This is a genomic window from Mycobacterium sp. (assembly GCF_044342925.1).
Classification (GTDB): domain Bacteria; phylum Actinomycetota; class Actinomycetes; order Mycobacteriales; family Mycobacteriaceae; genus Mycobacterium.
In genome coordinates, this window is record NZ_JBIIOV010000006.1 from 16,432 (window position 1) to 38,790 (window position 22,359).

General features: G+C 68.9%; 24 protein-coding genes and 1 pseudogene. 12 read left to right on the forward strand and 13 right to left on the reverse strand.

From position 1 onward, the window contains the following. Positions 1–8: 8 nt before the first annotated feature. Both ADBZ6I_RS01620 and ADBZ6I_RS01625 read left to right on the forward strand, forming a co-directional pair. Positions 9–425 carry a hypothetical protein gene (locus tag ADBZ6I_RS01620; RefSeq protein ID WP_526380197.1) on the forward strand — a complete coding sequence of 139 codons (417 nt, stop codon included), beginning with the start codon at positions 9–11 and terminating at the stop codon, positions 423–425. Positions 426–450: 25 nt separating this feature from the next. After that, on the forward strand, positions 451–1,668 hold the full coding sequence (locus ADBZ6I_RS01625) for a class I SAM-dependent methyltransferase (RefSeq protein ID WP_526380199.1): 1,218 nt from the start codon (positions 451–453) through the stop codon (positions 1,666–1,668). 85 nt (positions 1,669–1,753) lie between these two features. On the opposite strand, the gene ADBZ6I_RS01630 is transcribed toward ADBZ6I_RS01625, so the two are convergent. After that, entirely contained in the window at positions 1,754–3,094 is a 1,341-nt protein-coding gene (locus ADBZ6I_RS01630; RefSeq protein ID WP_526380201.1) for a cytochrome P450, read from the reverse strand. Between the two features lie 93 nt (positions 3,095–3,187). Between ADBZ6I_RS01630 and ADBZ6I_RS01635 the strand changes: the two genes are divergently transcribed. Next, positions 3,188–3,808, forward strand: coding sequence for a TetR/AcrR family transcriptional regulator (locus ADBZ6I_RS01635; protein WP_526380203.1), 621 nt, complete (start codon positions 3,188–3,190; stop codon positions 3,806–3,808). On the opposite strand, the gene ADBZ6I_RS01640 is transcribed toward ADBZ6I_RS01635, so the two are convergent. From ADBZ6I_RS01640 to ADBZ6I_RS01650, 3 genes are all read right to left on the reverse strand, one after another. Then, complete coding sequence (locus ADBZ6I_RS01640; RefSeq protein ID WP_526380205.1) at positions 3,805–4,305, reverse strand: hypothetical protein; 501 nt, start codon at positions 4,303–4,305, stop codon at positions 3,805–3,807. The genes ADBZ6I_RS01635 and ADBZ6I_RS01640 overlap by 4 nt on opposite strands. Before the next feature lie 61 nt (positions 4,306–4,366). Further along, positions 4,367–5,458 carry a fatty acid desaturase family protein gene (locus ADBZ6I_RS01645; RefSeq protein WP_526380207.1) on the reverse strand — a complete coding sequence of 364 codons (1,092 nt, stop codon included), beginning with the start codon at positions 5,456–5,458 and terminating at the stop codon, positions 4,367–4,369. A gap of 43 nt (positions 5,459–5,501) precedes the next feature. After that, positions 5,502–6,542 (reverse strand): flavin reductase family protein, encoded by a 1,041-nt coding sequence (locus tag ADBZ6I_RS01650; protein WP_526380209.1) that lies wholly within the window; start codon positions 6,540–6,542, stop codon positions 5,502–5,504. 68 nt (positions 6,543–6,610) lie between these two features. Between ADBZ6I_RS01650 and ADBZ6I_RS01655 the strand changes: the two genes are divergently transcribed. The 5 genes and pseudogenes from ADBZ6I_RS01655 (at position 6,611) to ADBZ6I_RS01675 (ending at position 10,352) form a co-directional block, all read left to right on the forward strand. Next, positions 6,611–7,315 carry a TetR/AcrR family transcriptional regulator gene (locus tag ADBZ6I_RS01655; protein ID WP_526380211.1) on the forward strand — a complete coding sequence of 235 codons (705 nt, stop codon included), beginning with the start codon at positions 6,611–6,613 and terminating at the stop codon, positions 7,313–7,315. Positions 7,316–7,351: 36 nt separating this feature from the next. Beyond that, a pseudogene (locus ADBZ6I_RS01660) lies at positions 7,352–8,518 on the forward strand (hypothetical protein); the annotation flags it as partial. 15 nt (positions 8,519–8,533) lie between these two features. After that, the gene (locus tag ADBZ6I_RS01665) at positions 8,534–8,662 is read left to right on the forward strand and encodes a hypothetical protein (RefSeq protein WP_526380245.1); all 129 of its coding nucleotides are present in this window, start codon (positions 8,534–8,536) and stop codon (positions 8,660–8,662) included. Positions 8,663–8,695: 33 nt separating this feature from the next. Next, positions 8,696–9,748, forward strand: coding sequence for a DUF4185 domain-containing protein (locus ADBZ6I_RS01670; protein ID WP_526380213.1), 1,053 nt, complete (start codon positions 8,696–8,698; stop codon positions 9,746–9,748). Between the two features lie 31 nt (positions 9,749–9,779). Continuing rightward, the gene (locus ADBZ6I_RS01675) at positions 9,780–10,352 is read left to right on the forward strand and encodes a hypothetical protein (RefSeq protein WP_526380215.1); all 573 of its coding nucleotides are present in this window, start codon (positions 9,780–9,782) and stop codon (positions 10,350–10,352) included. A 49-nt stretch (positions 10,353–10,401) separates the two neighbouring features. Here ADBZ6I_RS01675 and ADBZ6I_RS01680 read toward each other — a convergent pair whose 3' ends face one another. Beyond that, positions 10,402–10,722: a hypothetical protein gene (locus ADBZ6I_RS01680; protein WP_526380217.1), complete on the reverse strand. Its 321-nt coding sequence runs from the start codon at positions 10,720–10,722 to the stop codon at positions 10,402–10,404. A gap of 107 nt (positions 10,723–10,829) precedes the next feature. Here ADBZ6I_RS01680 and ADBZ6I_RS01685 point away from each other — a divergent pair, with 107 nt between their 5' ends. Next, positions 10,830–11,039, forward strand: a complete 210-nt coding sequence (locus tag ADBZ6I_RS01685) for an Rv1893 family protein (RefSeq protein ID WP_526380219.1) — start codon at positions 10,830–10,832, stop codon at positions 11,037–11,039. 16 nt (positions 11,040–11,055) lie between these two features. On the opposite strand, the gene ADBZ6I_RS01690 is transcribed toward ADBZ6I_RS01685, so the two are convergent. From ADBZ6I_RS01690 to ADBZ6I_RS01700, 3 genes are read right to left on the reverse strand one after another with little or no spacing between them, the layout of a single operon-like run. After that, positions 11,056–11,658, reverse strand: a complete 603-nt coding sequence (locus ADBZ6I_RS01690; protein ID WP_526380221.1) for a GNAT family N-acetyltransferase — start codon at positions 11,656–11,658, stop codon at positions 11,056–11,058. A 10-nt stretch (positions 11,659–11,668) separates the two neighbouring features. Beyond that, positions 11,669–12,895 carry an NRAMP family divalent metal transporter gene (locus ADBZ6I_RS01695; RefSeq protein ID WP_526380223.1) on the reverse strand — a complete coding sequence of 409 codons (1,227 nt, stop codon included), beginning with the start codon at positions 12,893–12,895 and terminating at the stop codon, positions 11,669–11,671. 5 nt (positions 12,896–12,900) lie between these two features. Then, positions 12,901–13,788, reverse strand: a complete 888-nt coding sequence (locus tag ADBZ6I_RS01700; protein WP_526380225.1) for a magnesium transporter — start codon at positions 13,786–13,788, stop codon at positions 12,901–12,903. A gap of 48 nt (positions 13,789–13,836) precedes the next feature. On the opposite strand from ADBZ6I_RS01700, the gene ADBZ6I_RS01705 reads away from it, so the two are divergent. After that, on the forward strand, positions 13,837–15,132 hold the full coding sequence (locus ADBZ6I_RS01705; RefSeq protein WP_526380227.1) for an acyl-CoA dehydrogenase family protein: 1,296 nt from the start codon (positions 13,837–13,839) through the stop codon (positions 15,130–15,132). A gap of 137 nt (positions 15,133–15,269) precedes the next feature. Then, positions 15,270–15,449, forward strand: a complete 180-nt coding sequence (locus tag ADBZ6I_RS01710) for a hypothetical protein (protein ID WP_526380229.1) — start codon at positions 15,270–15,272, stop codon at positions 15,447–15,449. Here ADBZ6I_RS01710 and ADBZ6I_RS01715 read toward each other — a convergent pair. From ADBZ6I_RS01715 to ADBZ6I_RS01725, 3 genes are read right to left on the reverse strand one after another with little or no spacing between them, the layout of a single operon-like run. Beyond that, complete coding sequence (locus ADBZ6I_RS01715) at positions 15,446–16,282, reverse strand: acyl-CoA thioesterase (RefSeq protein WP_526380231.1); 837 nt, start codon at positions 16,280–16,282, stop codon at positions 15,446–15,448. The genes ADBZ6I_RS01710 and ADBZ6I_RS01715 overlap by 4 nt on opposite strands. Beyond that, positions 16,279–17,433: a CoA transferase gene (locus ADBZ6I_RS01720; protein ID WP_526380243.1), complete on the reverse strand. Its 1,155-nt coding sequence runs from the start codon at positions 17,431–17,433 to the stop codon at positions 16,279–16,281. The genes ADBZ6I_RS01715 and ADBZ6I_RS01720 overlap by 4 nt, the downstream gene beginning before the upstream one ends. Before the next feature lie 34 nt (positions 17,434–17,467). Then, positions 17,468–17,779 carry a hypothetical protein gene (locus ADBZ6I_RS01725; protein ID WP_526380233.1) on the reverse strand — a complete coding sequence of 104 codons (312 nt, stop codon included), beginning with the start codon at positions 17,777–17,779 and terminating at the stop codon, positions 17,468–17,470. A gap of 170 nt (positions 17,780–17,949) precedes the next feature. Between ADBZ6I_RS01725 and ADBZ6I_RS01730 the strand changes: the two genes are divergently transcribed. Next, complete coding sequence (locus ADBZ6I_RS01730; protein ID WP_526380235.1) at positions 17,950–18,441, forward strand: metallophosphoesterase family protein; 492 nt, start codon at positions 17,950–17,952, stop codon at positions 18,439–18,441. On the opposite strand, the gene recD is transcribed toward ADBZ6I_RS01730, so the two are convergent. Beyond that, a complete protein-coding gene (gene recD / locus ADBZ6I_RS01735; RefSeq protein ID WP_526380237.1) occupies positions 18,422–20,203 on the reverse strand; it encodes an exodeoxyribonuclease V subunit alpha in 1,782 nt (593 codons plus the stop codon). The genes ADBZ6I_RS01730 and recD overlap by 20 nt on opposite strands. Beyond that, positions 20,200–22,359: 3'-5' exonuclease (locus tag ADBZ6I_RS01740; protein ID WP_526380239.1), on the reverse strand; the 2,160-nt coding region annotated here is incomplete at its 5' end. The genes ADBZ6I_RS01740 and recD, both read right to left, overlap by 4 nt.

Below are 22,359 nucleotides of genomic sequence, written 5' to 3' on the forward strand. Positions count from 1 at the left end.
GAGAGAGCATGCGGGTCGTCGCGTTCGCGCCGTCGCTGAGCGCCGTGGAGGAGGCCGACGGCGGCATCCACGTCAAGGGTTTCCCGATGACCGCGTGCTACGTCAACAACTTCCCCGCTCAGATCACCGTCCCGATGGTGGTCGCGGTCACGACGCTGGGCGGGACCGATTATGACCCGGTGAAGGTCATCATCGCCAACTCGCCGGACGGCGAGCGCGTCGGCAGCCTCGAGTTCAGCTGGCACTGGGACGACAACCCGCCAACACCGGTGAAGTTCCGGGTCTTCACTCAGTACGTCCCGATGCGCGTCAAAGAGGCCGGTGTCTACACCCTGGGCCTGTACGACAGCCTGGACGACACCCAGAGCGATTACCTCTTCCCGCTGCCCGTCCTCAAGTCAAACCCGCTCATCCGCAACCGCTGATCGAGCCTGTCAAGGAGCACGACCGATGACCGACCCCCGCGCTGACCTGGTCGCCCGCCAGTACGAGAAGTGGACCTATCCCGAGCCGATCCAGAATCTGGAGACCTGGCTCAGCCGCAACTGGCAGTGGTTCGACCCCAGTCACGCGCACCGGATTCTGTGGCCCGACCGTCCCTACCAGGCCGACATCGACATCCTCATCGCCGGCTGCGGCACCAACCAGGCAGCGGTGCTCGCGTACACCAACCCCGCCGCCAAGGTCGTCGCCATCGACGTGAGCCAGCCGTCGCTGGACCACACCAAGTTCCTCAAGGACAAGTACGCGCTGAAGAACCTTCAGCTCAAACTGCTTCCCATCGAAGAGGTCGCCACCCTCGACAAGAAGTTCGACCTGATCATGTCGACGGGCGTACTGCACCACCTGGCCAAGCCCAAGGTCGGCATGAAGGCGCTCGCCGACGTCCTGCGGCCCGACGGCGTTGCCGCGATCATGCTCTACGCCCGCTACGGCCGGGCCGGTGTCGAACTGATGCAGGCTATTTTCCGGGACCTGGACCTCAAGCAGGACGAGGAATCGCTGGCGATGGTCAAGGAGGCCATCGCCGCGCTGGGGCCGCAGCATCCGGTGCGCAGCTATATGTCGATCGCGCCGGACCTCGCGTTCGATGCCGGCATGGTCGACACCTTCCTGCACGGCCGCGACCGCAGCTACACCGTCGATGACTGCCTGGACCTGGTGGACTCCGCCGGGCTGGTGTTCCAGGACTGGTTCCTCAAGACGTCCTACTACCCGCCGACGCTCACCGAGCCCGGCAACAGCTTCTACACGGCGGTCAACGAACTGCCCAAGGAGAAGATCTGGGCGGTCATGGAACGGATCAAGACGCTCAACGGCTGCCACTTCTTCCTGGCCTGCCACCCGGAGCGCGCTGAGAAGAGCTACCGGATCGACTTCTCCTCAAGCGGCGCACTGGATTATGTGCCGTTGCTGCGGCTGCGGTGCGGCGTCCGGGGCGATCAGATCTCCCGGCCGGGTTGGCGGCTCAAGCTGGACCCCACCCACCTGGCTTTCGCTCAGCAGATCGACGGCGACCGCACCATCCGCGAGATCGCGCAGCGGGTCGCGCGCAGCGGCGTGCTGGCCAGCACCGATCAGGCCGCTCTGGAGTACACCGCCCTGGAACTGTTCGAGGACCTGTGGCGGCACGACTTCCTGGCGATGGACCTCAGCCGGGCGCGATAGCGGCCCGGCCATCGGACCCAGCCGGGCGCGATAGCGGCCCGGCCATCGGACCCAGCCGGGCGCGATAGCGGCCCGGCCATCGGACCTAGCCGAGCGGGGTAGCTCGGCGGAAGACCGCGATCCGGCCGCCCTTCTTCGGCGTGAACGCCACGCCGCGATGGTGCCACTTCTCCCCTGGTGCCGTCGTGGTGCGGATCGTGAAGTGCTGCAGCACCATTCGCAGGACGACGTCCATTTCCATGTTCGCGAACGCCGCGCCGACGCAGCGGCGGGTGCCGCCGCCGAACGGCACCCAGGAGTAGGTGCTCGGCTTGTCGTCGATGAAGCGCTGCGGGTCGAACCGCTCCGGGTCGGGGTAGATCTGCGGGTCGCGGTGCAGCTGCAGCAAGCTCACCAGGATCGAGAACCCCTGCGGCAGTAGCCATTCGCCGAGTTCGTACGTCGGCACCGCGACGTCGCGGCCGGCGAAGTCGATGACCGTCCGGTTGCGCTGAACTTCCAGGATGGTGGCCTGCCGATAGGTGTTGTCCGCGCCCGCCGCCTCGGCGACCAGCCGCTCCAGCACCTCCGGATGCCGCGAGATCCGTTCGAAAGCCCACGCCAGCGTGGATGCCGTGGTCTCGTGCCCGGCCGCCAGCAGTGTCAGCAGTTCGTCGCCGATCTCGGTGCGGGTCATCGCCGTACCGTCGTCGTAGGTCGATCGCAGGAACAGCGTCAGCACGTCGGTACGGTCTTCGAAATGCGGATCCTGGCGCGTCCGGGTGATGAGGGCGTCGATCAGCGCCTCATAGGTCTTGCGGTAGGACTCCAGCCGCTTCCACGGGCTCCACCGGCCCGGCGTCCGCACCGGGGTGGGGAACAGGGCCAGCCGGGAGCCCAGCGTCACCCACTTCGGCAGCAGTTCGCGCAACTGATGCAACTCCGCGCCGTCGGCGCCGAACACCGCGCGGAGGATCACGTTGAGGGTGATCCGCATCATCGGTTCCAGGGTGGCGAACTCAGCGCCCTCGGGCCAGGAGGCCATCTCGCGCATCGTCTCCTCCTCGACGATGCGCTCGTAGGCGGCGATGCTGCGGCCGTGCAGCGGTGGGGTGAGCAGCTTGCGGCGACGGCGGTGCTGCGCGCCCTCCAGACCGAACACCGACCCTTCGCCCAGCAGCCTGCTCAGATTGGGCTGAATGTTGTGCAGCACTTCCGGACTGGTGGTGAATACCTGCTTGGCCAGTACCGGATCGGTGACCATGACCGTATCGCCGAACACCGGAATCCGCATCGTCACGGCAGGGCCGTAGCGATGGGTGAGCCACCCGACGGTGGGTCGCCGGGCGCCGACGAATCCCAGGGCCACCAGCGGCCGGGGCAGCCGGGGCGCCGGCGGCAGATGCACGCCACCGGTCTGCGAGTTCACCGTCGGCGCCTGCGTCATCGAGACCTCCCATGGGTGCGGTACCAAGGTGTACCAATCGCTTGACGGTCACGGTACTCTGCAGTACCAAGGCTTGACAAGGGAGGAGCCCCGGTGAGCACACCGGCCACCGAGCAGACGGAGCAGCCCGGCCAGACCGCCCCGGGTTTCCGGCGCCGCCTGCTCGACGGGCTGGCCGCCTCCATCGAGGATCGCGGTTACCGGGAGACCACCGTGGCCGACGTGGTGCGTCACGCACGCACCTCCAAGCGCACCTTCTACGACCACTTCGCCACCAAGGAGGAGTGCTTCGTCGAGCTGCTGCACGCCAACAACGAAGACCTGGCGGCGGCATTGCGCGGGGCCATCGATCCGGCAGCGCCGTGGCAGGACCAGGTGCGCCAAGCCGTCACGGCCTACGTCCACACCATCGAAGCCGCCCCGGCCGTCACGCTGAGCTGGATCCGCGAACTGCCCGCGCTCGGTGAGGGCGCCCGGCCGACGCTGCGCCGCAGCTTCGGCACGCTTGCCGCCCTGCTCACCGAACTCAGCGCCGGCCCGGGGTTCGCGCGGGCGGGCGTGGGGCCGCTGTCTGCTGCTGCCGCGGTGATCCTGGTCGGCGGGTTGCGCGAGCTCACCGCGCAGACGGTCGAGGACGGAGCGCCGCCGTCGGGGATGATCGAGCCGGCAGTGGCCGCGTCGATCGCGCTGTTGCACGCCAGCCCCGGCGCTTAGGCCCGCTTCGGCAGTACGAAGGCGAACGGCCGGGGAAAGCCCAGTCCCTGCAGGCGTCCATCCCGCACGGCGTGCACCGGGACCGCGACCAGCTGGCCGGACGAGGGCTCGTAGCACTGCAACATGTCGCCGTCGATGCGGGTGATCAGCACCCAGTGCCGGGGAATCGACGAGCCGATCAGCATCGCCACCGGCCGCCCCCCGGCCAGCGCCGCACACACATCGGCCATCGGGTCCCGCCGCCACACCGGACGCCAGCGGTAGGGCACATCGCTGTGTTCGTTGAGCGCTCGGGCGATGCCGGCCGGCGTGGTGCCCAGCGCCCGCGGCCACACCACGTTGACCGCCCGGTGCACCCGGCCCTGCTCGGCGTCGAACCATTGCTGTGCGGCGTCGTCGCGCAGGGCCGCACCGTAGTCGGCGTCCAGCAGCGCTGCGGCCATCACCGCAACGCTGGGGCCGCAGGTAACCCCGTCCCGCTGCCGCAGCCACGCCATGACCGCCACTGTAGCGAACGGTTGAGCTGCCGATCCCAATCCCGTTGCAGTCTTGGCCGATTCAGGCAGCGGCCATTCGCTTCTCGACAACCGGCTTGGCCTGCCGTCGCGTGGGCAGCGCGAGTCGGGTGATCTTGCGGACCACGCTCGCGAACTGCTTGGGCAGCGGGCCGGAGTTGTAGGGCAGGCCGTAGCGCTGACAGATTTCCCGCACCTGCGGGGCGATCTCGGCGTAGCGGCGGGCCGGGATGTCCGGGAACAGATGGTGCTCGATCTGGTGGGACAGGTTGCCGGACAGGACGTGGAACAGCTTGCCGCCGGTCAGGTTGGCCGAACCGAGAATCTGCCGGTAGTACCACTGGCCGCGGCTCTCGTTGCGGGTCTGCTCGACCGAGAACTCACTCGTGCCCTCCGGGAAGTGCCCGCAGAAGATGATCGAGTATGCCCACACGTTGCGCACCAGGTTGGCGGTCATGTTCCCCGCGAAGACGAATGGGGCGAATGGCCCGGCGAGCAGCGGGAAGGCCACGTAGTCCTTGAGCACCTGCTTGCTGGTCTTGGCCCACACCTCCTGGAGAACCTCGCGCTTGTCCAGCACGCTGATCTCACCGGAGGCGATGCGTTCGGTCTCCAGTTCATGTAGCGCCACCCCGTACTGGAACAGCACCATCAGCAGGAGCGCGTACACCGGGTTACCGAGATAGTAAGGGCGCCAGGGCTGCTCGTCGCTCATCCGCAGGATGCCGTAGCCGATGTCGCGGTCCATCCCGACGATGTTGGTGAAGGTGTGGTGAGTGAAATTGTGGGAGTGCCGCCAGTGGTTGGCCGGGCACGCGGTGTCCCATTCGAAAGTCTGGCCGGACAGCGACGGATCGCCGGTCCATTCGTACTGGCCATGCATGATGTTGTGGCCGATCTCCATGTTGTCGAGGATCTTCGAGACCGACAGCAGGGCGGTGCCCGGCAACCAGGTCAGCGGAAACCAGACGATGGCGCGGCCGGCGACTTCCATGGCCCGCTGGGCTTTGACCACCCGGCGGATGTAGTCGACGTCGACCTGACCGAGGTCGGCGAGGATCTCGTCCCTGATGGCGTCGAGTTCGCGGCCGAAGGCGTCGAGTTGGTCGGGGGTGAGGGTGGGGGTGTGTGACATGTCGGTTCCCTTCTCCGAATGTGTTGGCTGCGGACGGTGTTGGCTACAGATCGATCTCGACGTCGCCGACCGGCGCGGAGACGCAGATCCGCACCGCCTCGTCGTCGTCGGTGGACAGCACGCCGGTGGTGACGTTGCGCACCACGCCGTGGACCTTGCGGCGGGTACAGGTGTGGCAGATGCCCATGCGGCATCCGTTCTGCGGCGTCAGGCCGGCCGCTTCGGCTTGGTTGAGCAGCGGTTGTCCGTCGTTGTCGATGTCAATACCGCTGCGACTGAACGTGATCCGTCCGGCCGCCGGAGCATCCGGGACCACCAGCGGCGCCGGAGCGAAGCTCTCGGCAACCGCCGCCGGATGGTGTCGGCGAACGGCCTCGACCAGTGCCGGCGGGCCGCAGACGTACACCGTGTCGGGGTCGGCCATTGCCGCCGGCAGGTGCCGCTCGTCGAAGTGGCCCTTGACGTCGCCACCGGGACCGCGGGTGCAGCCGTGCAACACCGTCACGTCCGGCATGATCGCCAGTTGCTCGCGGTAGCAGGCATCCGCCAAGGTGCGGGTGTAGTAGAGCAGCGCGATCTCACCGCCGTGCCAGTGCTCCTGCAAGGTCCGCAGAATCGACATCACCGGGGTGATACCGCTGCCGCCGGCGATCAGCAGCAATCGGCGCGGGCGCGGGGTCGGCAACACGAAGTCGCCGGCCGCGGGCGACAGCGTGACGGTGAGGCCGCGGCGGGCTGCCCGATGCAGATATTCCGAGACCACACCCCCGTCGTGGCGCGCGACGGTCAGTTCGATCACCTGATCGCCCTGCGCGTTCGCCGGCGAGTAGCACCGGGTGTGGCGGCGGCCGTCGATCTCGACGGTGACGGTGAGGTACTGCCCCGCCACGAACGGGACCGGGTGGTTAGGCGCAAGCCACAGCGTGACACTGCGCGGAGTGGATCGGCGGACGCGCATCACGGTGGCGCGCACCTCACTGGTCCACATCGGGTCGACGAGTTCGGTGTAGCGGTCCACGCCGTGCGGCCCGGCGAGCAGACCGACCAGCCGGGAACGGAAGCCCGGCATAGTTTGAGTGAACATATGTACACAATTACTCGCTGGATTCGTCGCGTCAAGGGCGAATGGTGCCTGTGTTACGGTTCACACCAGTGAATAGTCGTACACCCAGTCGGCATGAGAGGTCGGCGAGGACCCGCTCCCGCATCCGTCCCGACGAGACGCTAACGCGCGAGGCGCGCAAGGAAGCCACCCGGCGGGCGATCATCGGGGCGGCTTTGACCCTGCTCGAGGAGCGCAGCTTCAGCGCACTGAGCCTGCGTGAGGTCACCCGCGCCGCCGGCATCGTGCCCGCGGCCTTCTACCGGCATTTCGACTCGATGGAAGCCCTCGGCCTCGTTCTCATCGACGAGTCGTTCCGGTCGCTTCGGGACATGCTGCGCATCGCGCGGTCCGGGGAGCTCGACCTCAACCGGGTGGTGCAGTCCAGCGTGGAGATCCTCACCGCCAGCGTCACCGAGCAACGCGATCACTGGCGGTTCATCGTCCGCGAGCGGTCCAGCGGGGTGACAGTGCTGCGCTACGCGATCCGCACCGAGATCCGGCTGATCACTTCCGAACTGGCGACTGACCTGGCCCGGTTCCCCGGCGGCTTGAACACCTGGAGCACCGAGGACCTCAACATCCTGGCCAGCCTGTTCGTCAACTCGATGATCATCACCGCCGAGGCCCTCGAGGACGCGACGGATGCCGCCGCGCTGGCCGAGATCAAACGCACCGCCGTCAAGCAGCTGACGATGGTCGCGGTGGGCGTCGCCGGCTGGCGCAGCGGCACAAGCAGTAGCAGTAGCAGCTGACGCCGGTCCGGGAGTCACCACCACTGTTGCCCGCCTTTGAGCGACAACTGTCTCGGCCGCCGGCCCGCAACCCCCTATCCACTCGGCGCCAACTACGACGGTCTGGGCACCAACTTCGCGGTGTTCTCCGAGGCCGCCGAGCGGGTCGAGTTGTGCCTGTTCGACGCTGACGGCGCCGAGACCCGGGTGACCCTGCCCGAGGTGGACGGCTTCATCTGGCACGGCTACCTGCCCAGCGCCGAGCCCGGCCAGCGCTACGGCTACCGGGTGCACGGTCCGTACGACCCGGCCGGCGGCTACCGGTGCAATCCGAACAAGCTTCTGCTCGACCCCTACGCGAAGGCCATCGACGGCCAGTTCGACTGGCAGCAGTCACTATTCGGCTACGACTTCGGCGATCCGGATGGCCGCAACGACGAGGACTCCGCGGCCGCGATGCCCAAATGCGTGGTGATCAACCCGTTTTTTGACTGGGGGGTGGACCGGCCGCCGCAGCGGGAGTACGCCGACAGCGTCATCTACGAAGCACACATCAAGGGTCTCACCCAAACTCACCCGGACATTCCGGAGGAGATCCGGGGCACCTATTCGGCGATCGCCCACCCCGCGATCATCGACCATCTCAACGCCCTGGGCGCCACCGCGATCGAGCTGATGCCCGTGCATCACTTCGCCAACGACGCGGTGCTGCTCGATCGTGGGCTGTCGCCCGGAGATCAACGCGCTGCGCAGCCGTCAGCAGCGCAACTTCCTCACCACTCTGCTTCTGTCCCAGGGTGTTCCGATGATCTGTCACGGCGACGAAGTGGGCCGCAGTCAGAGCGGAAACAACAACGGCTACTGCCAGGACAACGGCATCACCTGGGTCGACTGGGGGAACGCCGATACCCAGCTGCTGCACTTCACCACTGCGGTGGCCGCGCTGCGGGCCGCGCATCCGGTGTTCCGCCGCAAGCGGATCTTCAACGGCCGGCCGGTCCGGCAGCGCGGCAGAGAAGGCCTGCCCGACATCACCTGGTTCCGGCCCGACGGCACGGAGATGAGCGACGAGGACTGGGACTCCGGGTTCGGTAAATCGGTGACGGTCTACCTCAACGGCCAAGGCATCCCGGACCTCGACGCCCGCGGGCGCCGGGTCACCGACGACTCGTTCACGATGTGCTTCAACGCGCCCACCGCGAGCCCATCGAATTCGTTCTGCCACCTTCAGAATTCGGGGTGGCTTGGCAGCCCGTCGTCGACACCGCGGCCGGCCCAGGCGAGGTGGCCGAGGCGGCGGCGGTGAAGGCCGGGGACCCGCTGCGCGTTCAAGCTCGGGCCATGGTGGTGCTGCGGGCCTGCGAGTAAACGCCTGCCAGCGGCGCCGACTACCCTGCCCGAATGGCACTGGTCCGCACCGCCGGCGGATTCACCGGCAAAGTCAAGGACCTCACCGGTCCCGGGCTGACCGATCATTTCGGCGCCATGTGCACCGACCTGGGCGCGACGGTGTCCGCCGCCGACGGGACTCTGGTGTCGGTCTTCGGCGACACCTTCTCCGGCAACCGGGTGGGTTCCGGTGACTGGCGTTCCCCGGTGATCCTCCTCGGCACCGGCGACGCCATCCGTCCGATCGAGTATCACCAGGCCGGCGGAGGAGATGTCCGCTACGCCCGGCAACTGTGGCCCTACCGGCACCGCACCTCACCCGGCCTGCTGCGCCGCGGGATCAGCACCGTCATCCCCTCCGATCTGCTGCGCGTCGGCGACACCCTCTACCTGCACGCCATCGTCAACCAGGGGTTGCACAACGTGGTGTGGACCGAGATCTGGCGGTCCGAGGACAACGGTCACTCCTGGCGGCACCTCGGCAAGGAGGCGAAGTTCGCGGCCGGGCTGTACGGCGGTCACGCGCAGTGCTGGACCTGGGACTACGACGCAGAAGACGGCTGGGTGTATGTGGTGTCCACCGGGTTTCAGCGGAACAAGGGCCTAATCCTGCGCCGCGTACGGCCCGCGCACATCGGGGACCAGTCCCGGTACCTGGCCTGGTGCGACGGCATATGGGGTGAGGAAGCCGGCGTCATCACCCCGCCCGGGGAAACCTGGGGTGAGCTATCGCTTCGCCGCTTCGATTGCGGCACATGGGTTCTCGGTGGATTTCTGTCGTCGTCCTATGCGCTGGGATATCGCACGATCGCGCACCCGACGTCGAGTCTGGCGGACATGCCGGTGCAGCGGCCGGTCCTGGGCTGCGCGTGGGACGGCGAGGACCACGACGGATGCCTGGTGGCGCAGCTGTACGGCGGTTACCTGCTGCCCGGCAGTCGGCTGGATACCGTCGGTGGCGTGGGACTGGTTGTGTCGCAATGGAACACCGCACACGGGTGGCCGTACAAGGTGATGCAGTTCAGGGTGAGCCTGCGCAACACCACCGCTGAAGTATCGGTGTGAGTTGGTGGCGGGAGTTGGATACAGTGGACTGGTGTCACTCAGAAACGTCCTGATCACCGCCATTGCCGCAGGTAGCAGTCTGATCGGAGCGGCCACCGCAGTCGCCGATCCCGCGCCCGCACCGGCGGTTCCGAACGTCGCGGCATATGCCCCGGTGAACCCGGCTGACTACACAGTCAACGGCGGCAAGTGGTACGCCTTCGCCGGTCCCGCCGGAGTGGTCTGCGTGCTCGACGCCCTCAAGGGCGACTACGGCTGCGCGGGCCTGCTGCCCGGCGCGCCGGAGGGGGTCACTCTGGTCAGCGCCGGACCCAGCGGGGTGCCGGCATTCACCTCGACCGGGGCGTCGTCGCCGTATGCCGCCGCCGGTCCGGTGAAACCGCTGCCGCCCAAAACCCGGCTGAGTTTCCGGTCGACCTTCTGCGGCGTGGACGCCGATGGTGTGGTGGCCTGTCTGAACACCCGTGAGGGTGTGGGGTTCGTGGTCGCCCCGGAGTACACCTCGATCATCGCCCCGCCGCCGCCGCCGCCACCGCCGACCGAACCGGCGCCGGAGGTTGTGCCGGCCCCGGATGAACCGGCACCCCCGGCCCCGCCTCAGTAGTCACTCCCCGATAGTCACTCCAGGACGTTCCGTCACTCCACGACGTCCGTCACTCCACGACGTCATAGAGCGAGTCGCCGTCTTCGGGCGTCCCGCTGATCTGACCGCGGTGCGCGCGGCCGGCCGGCAGGTCCGTTGTCACCACGTCCCCGATGTCCTCGGGTTGGACGTCCGGTTCCTCCTCGGCCAGCCTGGCGTCGAGCGATTCGCCCTCACGCTGCTCGCGGGCGGTCATACCGAACTTGTCGGCCTCGCTCCAGTCGTCGGGCGGGTCCACCACGATGTCGCCGTCGTCGTTGCGCACCTCGTCGGAGTCCAGCGCTTCGGCCGGTCCGAGGGTGTCGCCGATGGGGTCGTCGATGTCGGGCATGAATTCGTGGTTGCCCGCGGGGTCCGCTGGCTAAACCGCCCGCGACAGGAAGCCGGCGGGGGGACTACAGTCGCAGAAATACCCACTACCAGGACTAAGGGGCTCTCATGGCCATCGATCCCAAGCACGCTTTCCAGGCCGCCAGGGACGTCGCCGCGCACACCGTGGAGAAGGCGGCCGACATCGTTGAGGACGCGGGCCAGATCATCAAGGGCGACGTCGCCGGGGGCGTGGGCGCCATCGTCGAGGACTCCACTGACATCGCCACCCACGCGGTGGACAAGGCCAAGGAAGTCTTCCGGGGCAAAGACGCCTGACCCGGGACCCGACTCCCTATCGTGGCCTTCGCCACATGGGCCACAGCGGCGGCCCGCCGGCCGCCGAGAACTCCCCGGTGACCTCGAAGCCGAACCGCAGGTAGTACGCGATGTTGTCGGGGTTGCTGGACTCCAGGTACGCCGGTGCGCCGTCGGCGTCGCACCGGTCGAGCCTGGCGCGCATCAGCGCCGCGCCGTAGCCCCCTCCGCGCATCGCCGGGTCGCTGCCGATCACCGCCAGGTACCAGTGCGGTTCTTCGGGATGGTTGGCCTTCATCTCCTCGCTGAGCGCACGGGCCGCACCCACCCGGCCGCGGAACGTGCGGAGCACCGCCGGCAGCATCGCGATTTGCTGGACGGGGTGCTGCGCCCATTTCCCGGGCGGATCCCACAGCGCGGCCGCACCGACCCCGAGTTTCGAGGTCGCCACCTGCACGCCGGCACCGGCCAGGAAGTGGTGCCTCGCCATCGCAGCGAAGAGACTCGGCAGCGCCGCCGCGCGTCGTACCGGGTCGGGCTGCAGCCACCGGAATACCGGATCGTCCTGGAAGGCGCGCGCCAGCGTCGTCGCCAGAGCGGCGACATCGTCCCGGCCGGCCGTCCGCACCTCGATGGGCATCGGAGTGAGGCTAACCGAGGAGTTGAGTCACCCCCAGCGTGATCACGCACACCACGACCGCGGCGGTGGTCGCCGCGTACACCACCGTGCCGGCCGGTCTGATCGCGAAGCCGCCCATCAAGTCCCGATCCCTGCCCAGCCCGACCATCGCGAAGAGCAGCGGCACCAGCAGCACCGCGTTGAGCACCTGCGTGCCCACCAGGATGGACACCAGCGGGGCGTTCGGTGTCAGCACCAGCGCCACCCCGATCAGCGTGATCACCGCGTAGGTGAGGTAGAACGTCCGCGCCTCGCGGTAGGGATCGTCGATCGCGGCTTCCACTCCGGCGTACTCACACACCGAGTAGGCGGTGGACAGCGGCAGGATCGACGCCGCGAGGATGGACGCACCGATCAGCCCGATCGCGAACAGTCGTGAAGCGGCCTCTCCCGCAAGCGGTTCCAGCGCCACCGCGGCGTCGGCGGCGTCGGTGATGCTGCGGCCGTCGCGGTGCAGGGTGGCCGCGCACGCCACCACGACAAAGAAGCCGATCACCCCGGTGAGCACCGCGCCGGTGACGACGTCGATGCGCTCCAGCGGCAGGTCCTCGGTGCGCAGCTTCTTGTCCACCGCGTAGGACTGCATGAACGACAGCCCCCACGGCGCCAACGTGGTGCCCAGCGTGGCGGTGACGATCGCGATCGCCTCACCGGTCATCGGCATCGTCGGCACGAACGTGCCGTGCAGCGCCGCCCCCCAGTCCGGGCCGGCCATGAAACCCGAGACGATGTAGGCGAGAAACACCGTGGACAGCATCAGCAGCAGCCGCTCCACCCGGCGGAAGCTGCCGCGCAGCACCAGCAGCGACACCGCTGCCGCAGCCACCGGGACGCTGACGTAGCGGCTCACCCCGAACAGCTCGAAACCCACTGCGATACCGGCGAATTCGGCGCACGTCGTCCCGACGTTGGCCACCACCAGGGCGGTCAGCACCGCGCCGCCGACCCGCACGCCGTAGCGCTGGCGCACCAGGCCGATCAGACCCTGCCCGGTGACCACGCCCATCCGCGCCGCCAGCCCGTGGAAGATGACCAGCGCAACGGTGGACAACAGCAGCACCCACAGCAGTTGGTAACCGTGCTCGGCGCCGAGCACCGAGTAGGTGGTGATGCCGGCCGGGTCGTCGTCGGACAGGCCGGCCAGCAGCCCGGGGCCGAGCACGGCCAACAGCGCCGCCCACCGCGGCGGAAGCCTCACCCGGCTCACCGGTGCGGGTCGCGGATCAGGTGGCGACGATGCGGCCACACCCCGGAGCGCAGGAACCGTCGCCCTCGCCACGGCCGGTGGCGCGCCAGCCGGTGCTGCCAGTGCCCGGCGTGCTCGGCGGGCATCGAGGCGACGATCCGCTCGGCCAGGTGGCGAGGCATCGCGCGCAGCATCCGCTCCCCTACGTCGGGGTGCACCGTACGGACGGTCTCGGCGGCCACTGCCGGCTCCTTCGCGGCCAGGATCTCGGTGGCCGAGGCAGTGTCCATCCGGCTCACTAGACCAGCCAGGCCGCGGGCATCGAGGCGGTGCACGGCGGCACGCGGGGTGGACAGCTGCACCGCATGCCCCCGCTCGGAGGTCAGGTGCAGGTCGGACCAGGCGACGATGTCCTCTCCGACGGGTGCCCGGGGCAGACCGAGGCGCCGCAGCACACCGCCGAAACCGACCTCGACGCCCAGCAGTTCCAGCCGGCCGTCCGCGGTGCGGGCCAGCACCACGTCGGCGACCCGGGCCAGCCGTTGGCCGACGACGTCGACGATCTGGGTGTCCAGCACGTCGCGTTTGAGCAGGATCTCATCGGGCGCCAACGCCTCGGGCAGACCGCTGTCCAGGCCGTCCGGGTCGACGGACATCACCACCCGGGCGGCGCGGAAATCGGTCACGGTATCCCAGTCCGCCAGCGCGGTGCGCCCGTCGCTCGTTCGGCGCCCCGGTCCGGACGCGGCCGGGGGACGCCGCAGTACCAGCCGTTCCACCAAGTGTGCGGTGCCGCTGCCGTCGAGTCGAACGGTCAGATCATCGAGCCGTCCGATGACCCGGCCGTCGCCGGTCAGCACCTGCTGACCGGTGATACGGCTGAGCAGCAACACGGTTGTCAGCATGCCGTATTCGCTGTCGACGGCCCCGGGTAACCCGGGAGACTTGGGACCATGTGGGATTTCGAGACCGACCCGGAATATCAGGCCAAGCTCGACTGGGTCGAGGAGTTCATGCGCACCGACCTCGAACCCCTGGACCTCGCCCCGCTGGACCCCTACGACAAGCAGAACCCCGACCTGATGCGGGTGCTGCGGCCGCTGCAACAGAAAGTCCGCGACCAGGGCCTGTGGGCGGCGCACCTGAGCCCGGAGCTGGGCGGCCAGGGCTACGGGCAGGTGAAGCTCGCGCTGCTCAATGAGATCGTCGGCCGGTCCCGTTGGGCTCCTTCGGTTTTCGGTTCTCAAGCCCCCGACTCGGGCAACGCCGAGATTCTGGCGCTGTTCGGCACCGAGGAGCAGAAGAAGCGCTACCTGCAGCCGCTGCTCGACGGCGAGATCTCGTCCTGCTACTCGATGACCGAACCGCACGGCGGCTCCGATCCGGGCCTGTTCACCACCTCTGCCGTGCGCGACGGCGACGACTGGGTGATCAACGGCGAGAAGTGGTTCTCCTCCAACGCCCGGTTCGCTTCGTTCTTCATCGTCATGGCGGTCACCAACCCGGAAGCCCGCACGCACCAGAAGATGTCGCTGTTCATCGTCCCGGCCGAGACACCCGGCCTGGAGATCATCCGCAACGTCGGAGTGGGAGGAGAGTCCTCAGCGCACGCCTCACACGGGTACGTCCGCTACACCGACGTGCGGGTGCCGGCCGATCACGTGCTCGGCGGGGAGGGGCAGGCGTTCGCGATCGCCCAGACCCGGCTCGGCGGCGGCCGGGTGCACCACGCCATGCGCACGATCGCGTTGACGCGCAGGGCCTTCGACATGATGTGCGAACGGGCGGTGTCGCGACAGACGCGCCAGGGCACGCTCGGCGACTTCCAGATGACGCAGGAGAAGATCGCCGACAGCTGGATCCAGATCGAGCAGTTCCGACTGCTGGTGCTGCGCACCGCCTGGAAGATCGACCGGTACCACGACTACCAGAAGGTACGCCGCGACATCGCCGCGGTGAAGGTAGCCATGCCCGCGGTGTTGCACGACGTGGTGCAGCGCGCCATGCACCTGCACGGCGCACTGGGGGTGTCCGACGAGATGCCGTTCGTCAAGATGATGGTCGCCGCGGAGTCACTGGCCATCGCCGACGGGCCCACCGAGGTGCACAAGCTGACGGTGGCCCGGCGCACCCTCAAGGAGTACGAGCCGGTCGACGGTCCGTTCCCGTCAGGACACCTGCCCACCCGCAGGGCCGCCGCGCGAGCCCGGCTGGCCGAATTGCTGGAGCACGAGGTCGCCGAACTTTAGCGTGAAGTGACCTCCGTCACACTTCCGTCACTCCTTATGGCCCCATACACGGGCGACCTGCCCCACTATGGAGTCAGACGCCAGCAATTGACGTCTACGCAGGCCTTGGCAACGCCTCCGAAGGATTAGGAACTCTCATGACACAGTATTTCGCCACCCATCCCCTGTTCCTGCTCTGTGCAGCGATCGTCGCGGTCGTCTTGCTCGGGCTCACCATGCGCTCGATCATCCGACGCGATAAGGCGATGATCAACGTCACGATGGACAAGCCAGCGGACATCGAGACCTATAAGCAGCACTGGCGCCCTGCGGCCTAGGGATTGCCCCGGGCTAAGTCCCGTCCGGTCGTCGTCCGTCTGACGACCTGGCCCTCGTGAACGAGAGTGGCCAGCCGGCTTCCGTGCGCGTCGTACAGACCGGCTGTCACCACGCCGCGTCCCCGCGCGGCCGCCGGCGACCGAGTCTCCAGTAGGTTCCATCGGTCCGCACGAATCGGGCCGTGGAACCACGTCGATGAGTCCGTCGTTGCGGCGTGGTGACTGCGGTCTGTCATCGAGTAGCCGTGCACGGCCAGAATCGAATCCACGCCGTAGATATCGGTGACGTAGACCGCGATGCCGGCGTGCAGCATCGGATCGTCGGGCAGATCCGCGGTGATCCGCCACCACAGTCGGCGAACGAAGCCCGGGCCTTCGCCGGAGTCGCGGATACGAATGTCGATCTCTTCCAACGGCAAGGACGGCGCCGGGCCGATCGGTCCGGTCCGCGCAAGCTGCTGCGGGTCTTCTGCGGCGGTGCTGTCGGAGTGCTGCGGGCCCTTGGCGGGCACCGCGAACAGTGCGGTGGCGCTGACCAGCACTCGCTCCTCTTGCCGGCCCAGTACCCGGCGCGACGATGTCGTCCGTCCGTCGTGGGTGCGTTCCACTTCGTAGCGCACCGGCACACCGGCGTCCCCGCCGCGCAGGAACTGCACGTGCAGACTCGTCGGCACCCGGTCTCCCGTGACGGTGCGGCAGGCCGATGCCAGCGTCTGGGCGGCGAGGTGGCCGCCGTAGGCGCGCTTGCCCGCGGGACCGTTGGGCTCACCGTCGAAAATGTCCGCACCGGTCGGTGTCACGGCCAACAGCCGGGTCAGCGCACTGCCCGTCATTCGTCCAGCCATTCGCGCAGTACCGCCTGGTTATCGACGCCGAGAGCCGGCGCGGGCGCGGGCCGGATGTGGTTGCCGTCGAACGACATCGGCAAGCCCGGCGCCAGGTAAGCACCGATCCGCGGCTGCTCCAGGCGGCTGAACAACGGATTGGCCGTCACCCTCGGGCTGGCGGACACCTCGGCGAAGCTCTGGTAGCGCTCCCAGAGCACCGAACTGCCCGCCAACGCGGCGGTGACTTCGTCGGTGGTGCAGCGGCGGAACCATGCGGCGAACAACGCGCTGAGCACACCGCGATGCTCATAGCGCTGGCCCTCGTCGGTGAAGTCGGCGCCGAGCGTATCGGCCACCGCCGCAACGGCGTTGGTGGTTCCGGTGAGCGCGGTGAGGTCGGCGAAGTGCCGCGGGGTCAACGCCACCACCATGAAGGCCACGCCGTCGCTGCTGGTGAAGTCCTGGCCGTACTGGCCGAACACCGCGTTGCCCAACCGGGGCCGCTGCTCACCGTTGACCATCACCTCGGTGAGGAAACCGAGGTTGGCCGCGGTCGCCAGCGCCACATCGTCGAGCGGCAGCCGGATACTGCCGCCCCGCCCGGTGGTATCGCGGCGGCGCAGCGCTGTCACGACGGCCAGCGCCGCGTACAGACCGCAGCTGACATCCCAGGACGGCATCACGTGGTTGACCGGCCCGAGGTGGTCGGCCGGGCCGGTGACCAACGGGAACCCGGTGGCGGCGTTGACGGTGTAGTCCACCCCCGTCGATCCGTCAGCGCGGCCCACCACCTCCAGGTGGATCAGATCGGGCCGCAGCGTCCGCAGCTCCTCGTAGCAATGCCACTGCCGCCCTGTGACATTGGTGATGAAAACATCGGCCGCCGCGATCAGCCGCTGGACCAGGTGCTGGCCTTCGGGCGAGCGGAGGTCCACCTCCATCGACCGCTTGCCCTTGTTCAGCCCGGCCCAGTAAATGCTGTCACCGGCGTCAGTCAGCGGCCAGCGGTGGTAGTCGGCGGCCCCGCCGACCGGGTCGATGCGAACCACCTCGGCGCCCAGTTGGGCCAGTGTCATCCCGGCCAGCGGCACCGCGACGAAGCTGGAGATCTCGACAATCCGGACACCGGACAGCGGGTGGTCATCGGTCACACCGATGAGTATGGCGGGGTGAGGCCTGAATGCCTCGCCGTCAGCGGACCGCGAACGGCACGCCGAGGAAGATGAAGAACAGCGAGAGCAGAATCCAGCCGGCTGCCTGCCAGATCACCCAGACGCCTTCGGCGCGCCAGACCGCAATGGTGCGCACGAACGCGCCAATCCCGCCGACGAACAGGATTGCCGGAACAAGTACCCCGGCCACCAGCGAGCGCGTCACCACGGTGGTGGCGAAGGCCACGGCCGCCAAGATGAGCACGATGCCGACGTATCTGGCTGCAGCACGCAGCGCCGCAGGGTCGCGCCAGCGTTTTTCGACATCGTTGATGGTGCCTTCGCTTGTCATGATGGCCTCCTGTTTCTTCCAGCCTAGGCGCGCGGCCGGTTGGCCGTCAGGATCAGCGGGAACAGCGCCGCGCAGAGCGGCGCCGAAGGCAACAGCGCCCAGGAGAAGTGCAGGCCAGAAGTGCGGGCCAGAAGTGCGGGCCAGAAGTGCGGGCCGAAGTACGGTGACGCATGCGCATCGTGCTGATGTCCGACACCCACCTTCCGCACCGCGCCCGCGACCTGCCGGCGCCGCTGTGGGCGGAGGTGGACAGCGCCGACGTCGTGGTGCACGCCGGGGACTGGGTGCACGTGGACCTGCTGGACGAACTTCAGCAGCGCTCGTCCCGCCTGGTCGGCTGCTGGGGTAACAACGACGGTCCGGCGTTGCGGTCCCGGCTGCCCGAACGCGCCGATGTGACGCTGGCCGGGGTGCGGTTCACCGTGGTGCACGAGACGGGGCAGTCCAAGGGCCGCGAAGCGCGGATGGCGGCGGCCTACCCCGACACCGACGTGCTGGTGTTCGGGCACAGCCACATCCCGTGGGACACCACCGCCGGATCAAGCTTGCGGTTGCTCAACCCGGGCTCACCGACCGACCGGCGCCGCCAGCCGTTCCACACCTACATGACCGCGGTCGTCGACGACGGGTCGCTGGGCGAGGTCACCCTGCACCGGGTGTGACGCCGGCGCGGTTCCGGAGCCGCCCGGCCAGCCCGCTGGCCCGCAACGCGCGGCGGCCCACCGCGGTGCGCACCTGATCGGCGGTGCCGATCACCCGCACCTTCTCCCGCGCCCGGGTGACCGCGGTGTAGAGCAGTTCGCGGGTCAGCAGCCGCGAATCCGGCGGTGGCATCAGCACGGTGACCTCGGTGGCCTGGCTGCCCTGGCTCTTGTGAATGGTCATGGCATGCATGGTGTCGATGTCGGACAACCGGCTGGTAGCCATTTCCACCGGACCGCCCGAACAGGTCATCACCACGCGCAGCACGCCGTCGCGCTGCACCGCCACCCCGGTGTCGCCGTTGTAGAGACTCAGCCCGTAGTCGTTGGCGGTCACCAGCACCGGGCGACCGGGGTACCACGGTGCCCACAGCGGCATGTCGGTCTGTTCGGCCAGCCAGCGTTCGGTCTGCCGGTTCCAGTAGTCCACGCCGTAGGGGCCGCGGCGGTGCGCGCACAACATCCGGTGCTCGTCGAGGGTCCGCAGCGCCGCCTCAGCATCGCCGAGCACGGCGGCCTCCCGCAGCGCGAGGGCATGCGGCACAAGGATTTTCCGCAGCACCCCGGCCGGCTGGTCGCTGTTGACCCACTCGATGTGCTCACCACCCGCGGCCAGCACCTCCAGCGCGGCCTCGGCGTCGCCGTCCCGGATCGCGCCGGCCAGCGATCCGATGGACTGGCCGAACCGGTGCGGGGTCACCAGCGTGGCGATCGGGCTGTCGTCGGTGGGCGCGGCGGCGGCGAGCCCTTCCACCAGATCCGCCAGCACTGCACCGGCCTCCACCGACGCCAACTGGTCGGGGTCGCCGACGAGCACCAGCCGTGATTCCGGCCGGACCGCCTCCAGCAGCCGGGCCATCATCGTCAGCGACACCATCGACGTCTCGTCGACCACGATCACGTCGTGCGGCAGCCGATTGTCGCGGTGGTGCCGGAACCGCGACGAGGTGTCAGGCCGGCTGCCCAACAGCCGGTGCAGCGTGGTGGCGCGCAACACCGGCAACCGGGCCCGGTCCGCGGGGTGCAGAGCGTCCACTTCGTTCTGCACCGCCTCCAGCAGCCGGGCGGCCGCCTTGCCTGTCGGTGCCGCCAGCGCGATCCGCAACGGCGGCCGCCCGTCCAGCGCCGCCTGCTCGGCGAGCAGCGCCAGCAACCGCGCGACGGTGGTGGTCTTGCCGGTGCCGGGACCGCCCGTCAGCACTGTCAGCGACCGGGACAACGCCACCGCGGCGGCGGCGCGCTGCTCGGCGTAGCTGTCCGGGAACAGCCGGGCGGTGTCCGGCGCGGCGCCGTACCGCCGGTGTGCGGCCAGCGCCAACACGTCTTCGGCGACCCGGCACTCCTCGATCCAGTACCGGTCCAGGTACAGCATGCCAGCCCCGCCGACGTCGTCGACGTGCAGCACCGGCGGGTCAGCGGCCAGCACGCTGTTCGCCACGGCGGCGACCCATTCGGCGGGCTCGGGCCACGGCAGGCCCGCGACGCCGACCTGCCGTTCGATCTGGGCGAGGTCCACACACACCGATCCGCCGCGCACGGCGCGCACCACGAACGCCAGCGCCAGCGCCACCCGTTGGTCGGAATCCTTGGCCAGTTCGGTCAACCGCCGGGCCACCAGCACGTCGGCGGACTCGATGACATCGGCGGCGTTGAACTCCGCCAGCAGGCCTTCGGCGGCGACGCTGCGCCGCCAGTCGGCAGCGTCGGTCAGCGGGGCGCTCACTGGTGCACCGTGCGTCCGTCGAACAGATCTGAGAGCGCCAGCACCAGATCCGTCGGGGGCCGCCAGCCGAACACTCCGGCGGGGGTGCCGTCGCTGACCGGAGTGTCCGGCCCGCACATCCCGCGCAGGAACAGATACAGCACACCGCCCAGGTGCCGGTCCGGCTCGTAGCCGGGCTGCCGCCAGCGCAGGAACCGGTGCAGCACCACCGAATACAGCAGCGCCTGCAGCGGATAGTCGGAGTGCAGCATGGCTTCGGCCATCCGGGCGGGGCTGTAGTCGGCCGCGGTGAGCGGCCGGCCCGCCTCGCCAAGCCAGTTGGTTTTGTAGTCCGCCACCAGGTAGCGGTGGCCCGCACCGTCGCCCGCGCCGTCCGGGACCCGGAACACGACGTCCAGCGAGCCGTTGAGGTAGCCGCGCAGCAACTGGCGGCCCAGGGTGTCGTCGGTGAGCCGGTCGGCGTAGGAGGCCAGCGGATCAGCGGCCGGCAGGTGAGCCCCCAGCAGGCGGCCCACGTCGGCCAGCCGGATGTCGGGGACTTCTCTGTCACGAACCGCGCCGCGCAGGTCACCACCGGCCAGCGGGAACTCGAAGTCCATCTCGCACAACCGATCCGTCAATCCGATCCCGCGCAGGGTGAGGTTGCCGGCCAGCGGGCCGAGCGGTGTGTCGTGCATCGGCACCAGCGCGGCGGCCAGGTCGGCGGCCGGCACGTCGACCGGCCACCACACCGAGTGCTTGTCGATATGGGTGCGCAATTCGGCAGCCAGGTCGTGGGCGAACGGGTCGGCGGTCTCCAGCACCGCGTGCACGAGGCTGCCGAACTTCGCGCCGGTCGGCATCTCGGCCATCGGCGACGGGACGTCCGCACCGGCGGCCGGAGTGACCAGCGGCATGTCGGGCACCTCGTCGTCGAGTTCGACGACTTCGGGCTCGCTGCTCACCCCGGCTGCCTCCTGCGCGGAGCGCACCAGACCGGAGTAGGACGTGCGCCGCCAGCCGGTGTCGATGCCGCGGTGGAAGTGCCGCACCGCGAGGTCGCCGGACGGCTGCTCGCCGGGCAGCGCGGCGATCGGGGCGATCAGGGCCTCCTCGACCGACGGACCACCCTTGGTCTCCCACTCCCGGAACCGTTGCAGCGCTTGGTCATCGGTGAGGGTCTTGGTGCCGCACTGATCGGGAATGTGGGTCTCACCGGGCAGGCGGCCGCGCAGCAGCCGGGACAGACCGCCGTTGGGTTCGTCCCTGGACGGCGCCCACCAGGCCACCAGCTGGGCCTGCGCGCGGGTCATCGCGACGTACATCAGCCGGCTGTCGTCACCGGCGGACTCGCGACGGCCGAGCACCTGCACGGCGGCGTAGTCGGCGCTGCCCCGGCCACCGATGTGCAGGCATCGGTTCTGCCCGTCGTGGAACAGCACCTCGTCACGCTGCTGGACGTTGCGGTTGAACGCGAAGGGCAGGTAGACGATCGGGAACTGCAGACCCTTGCTCCCGTGCACGGTCAGCACCTGAACCGCCGCCGCGTCGCGCTCCAGCCGCTTGCTGTACTCGGTGCTGCCCCTGCCCTCGTCGCGGCGATCACGCAGCCAGTCGCGCAGGGCGGGCAGGGTGAGGTGCTCGGCATGTGCGGCTTCCTGCAGCAGCTGGGTCACGTGCGCCATATCGGTCATGTACCGCTCGCCGTCGCGGTAGGCCAGCGTGCGTTCGGCCATCCCACCCAGCCGGGCGGCCTCGAACACCGCGGCCACCCCGCAGGCCCGGGCGTGGTCGGCCCACTCCCGGATGGTTTCGGCGACGGTGTCGGTCAGCGAGTCGCCCTGGGCAGCAAGGTCTTCGGCGGAGTAGCCGAGGAACATCGTGGTAGCGGCGGCGCGGACCACACCGGTCCGGTGCGGCTGGTCGAACGCCTCCAGCATGGCCAGCCAGTCGTCGCACGCCTCGGAGTCGAACACATCGGAGTCACCGGTGTACACCGTCGGAATGCCGGCCTCGGTCAGTGCGGCGAAGCAGGTCCGGGCGTCCTTGCGCTTCTCCACGATCACCGCGATGTCGGCGGCCTTGACAGGTCGGCCGTCGAAGGTCGCGGGGCTGGCCAGTAGGGCGGCGATGTCGGCCGCCAGGTCCCGGCCGATGTAGGACCGCAGCTCGTCGAT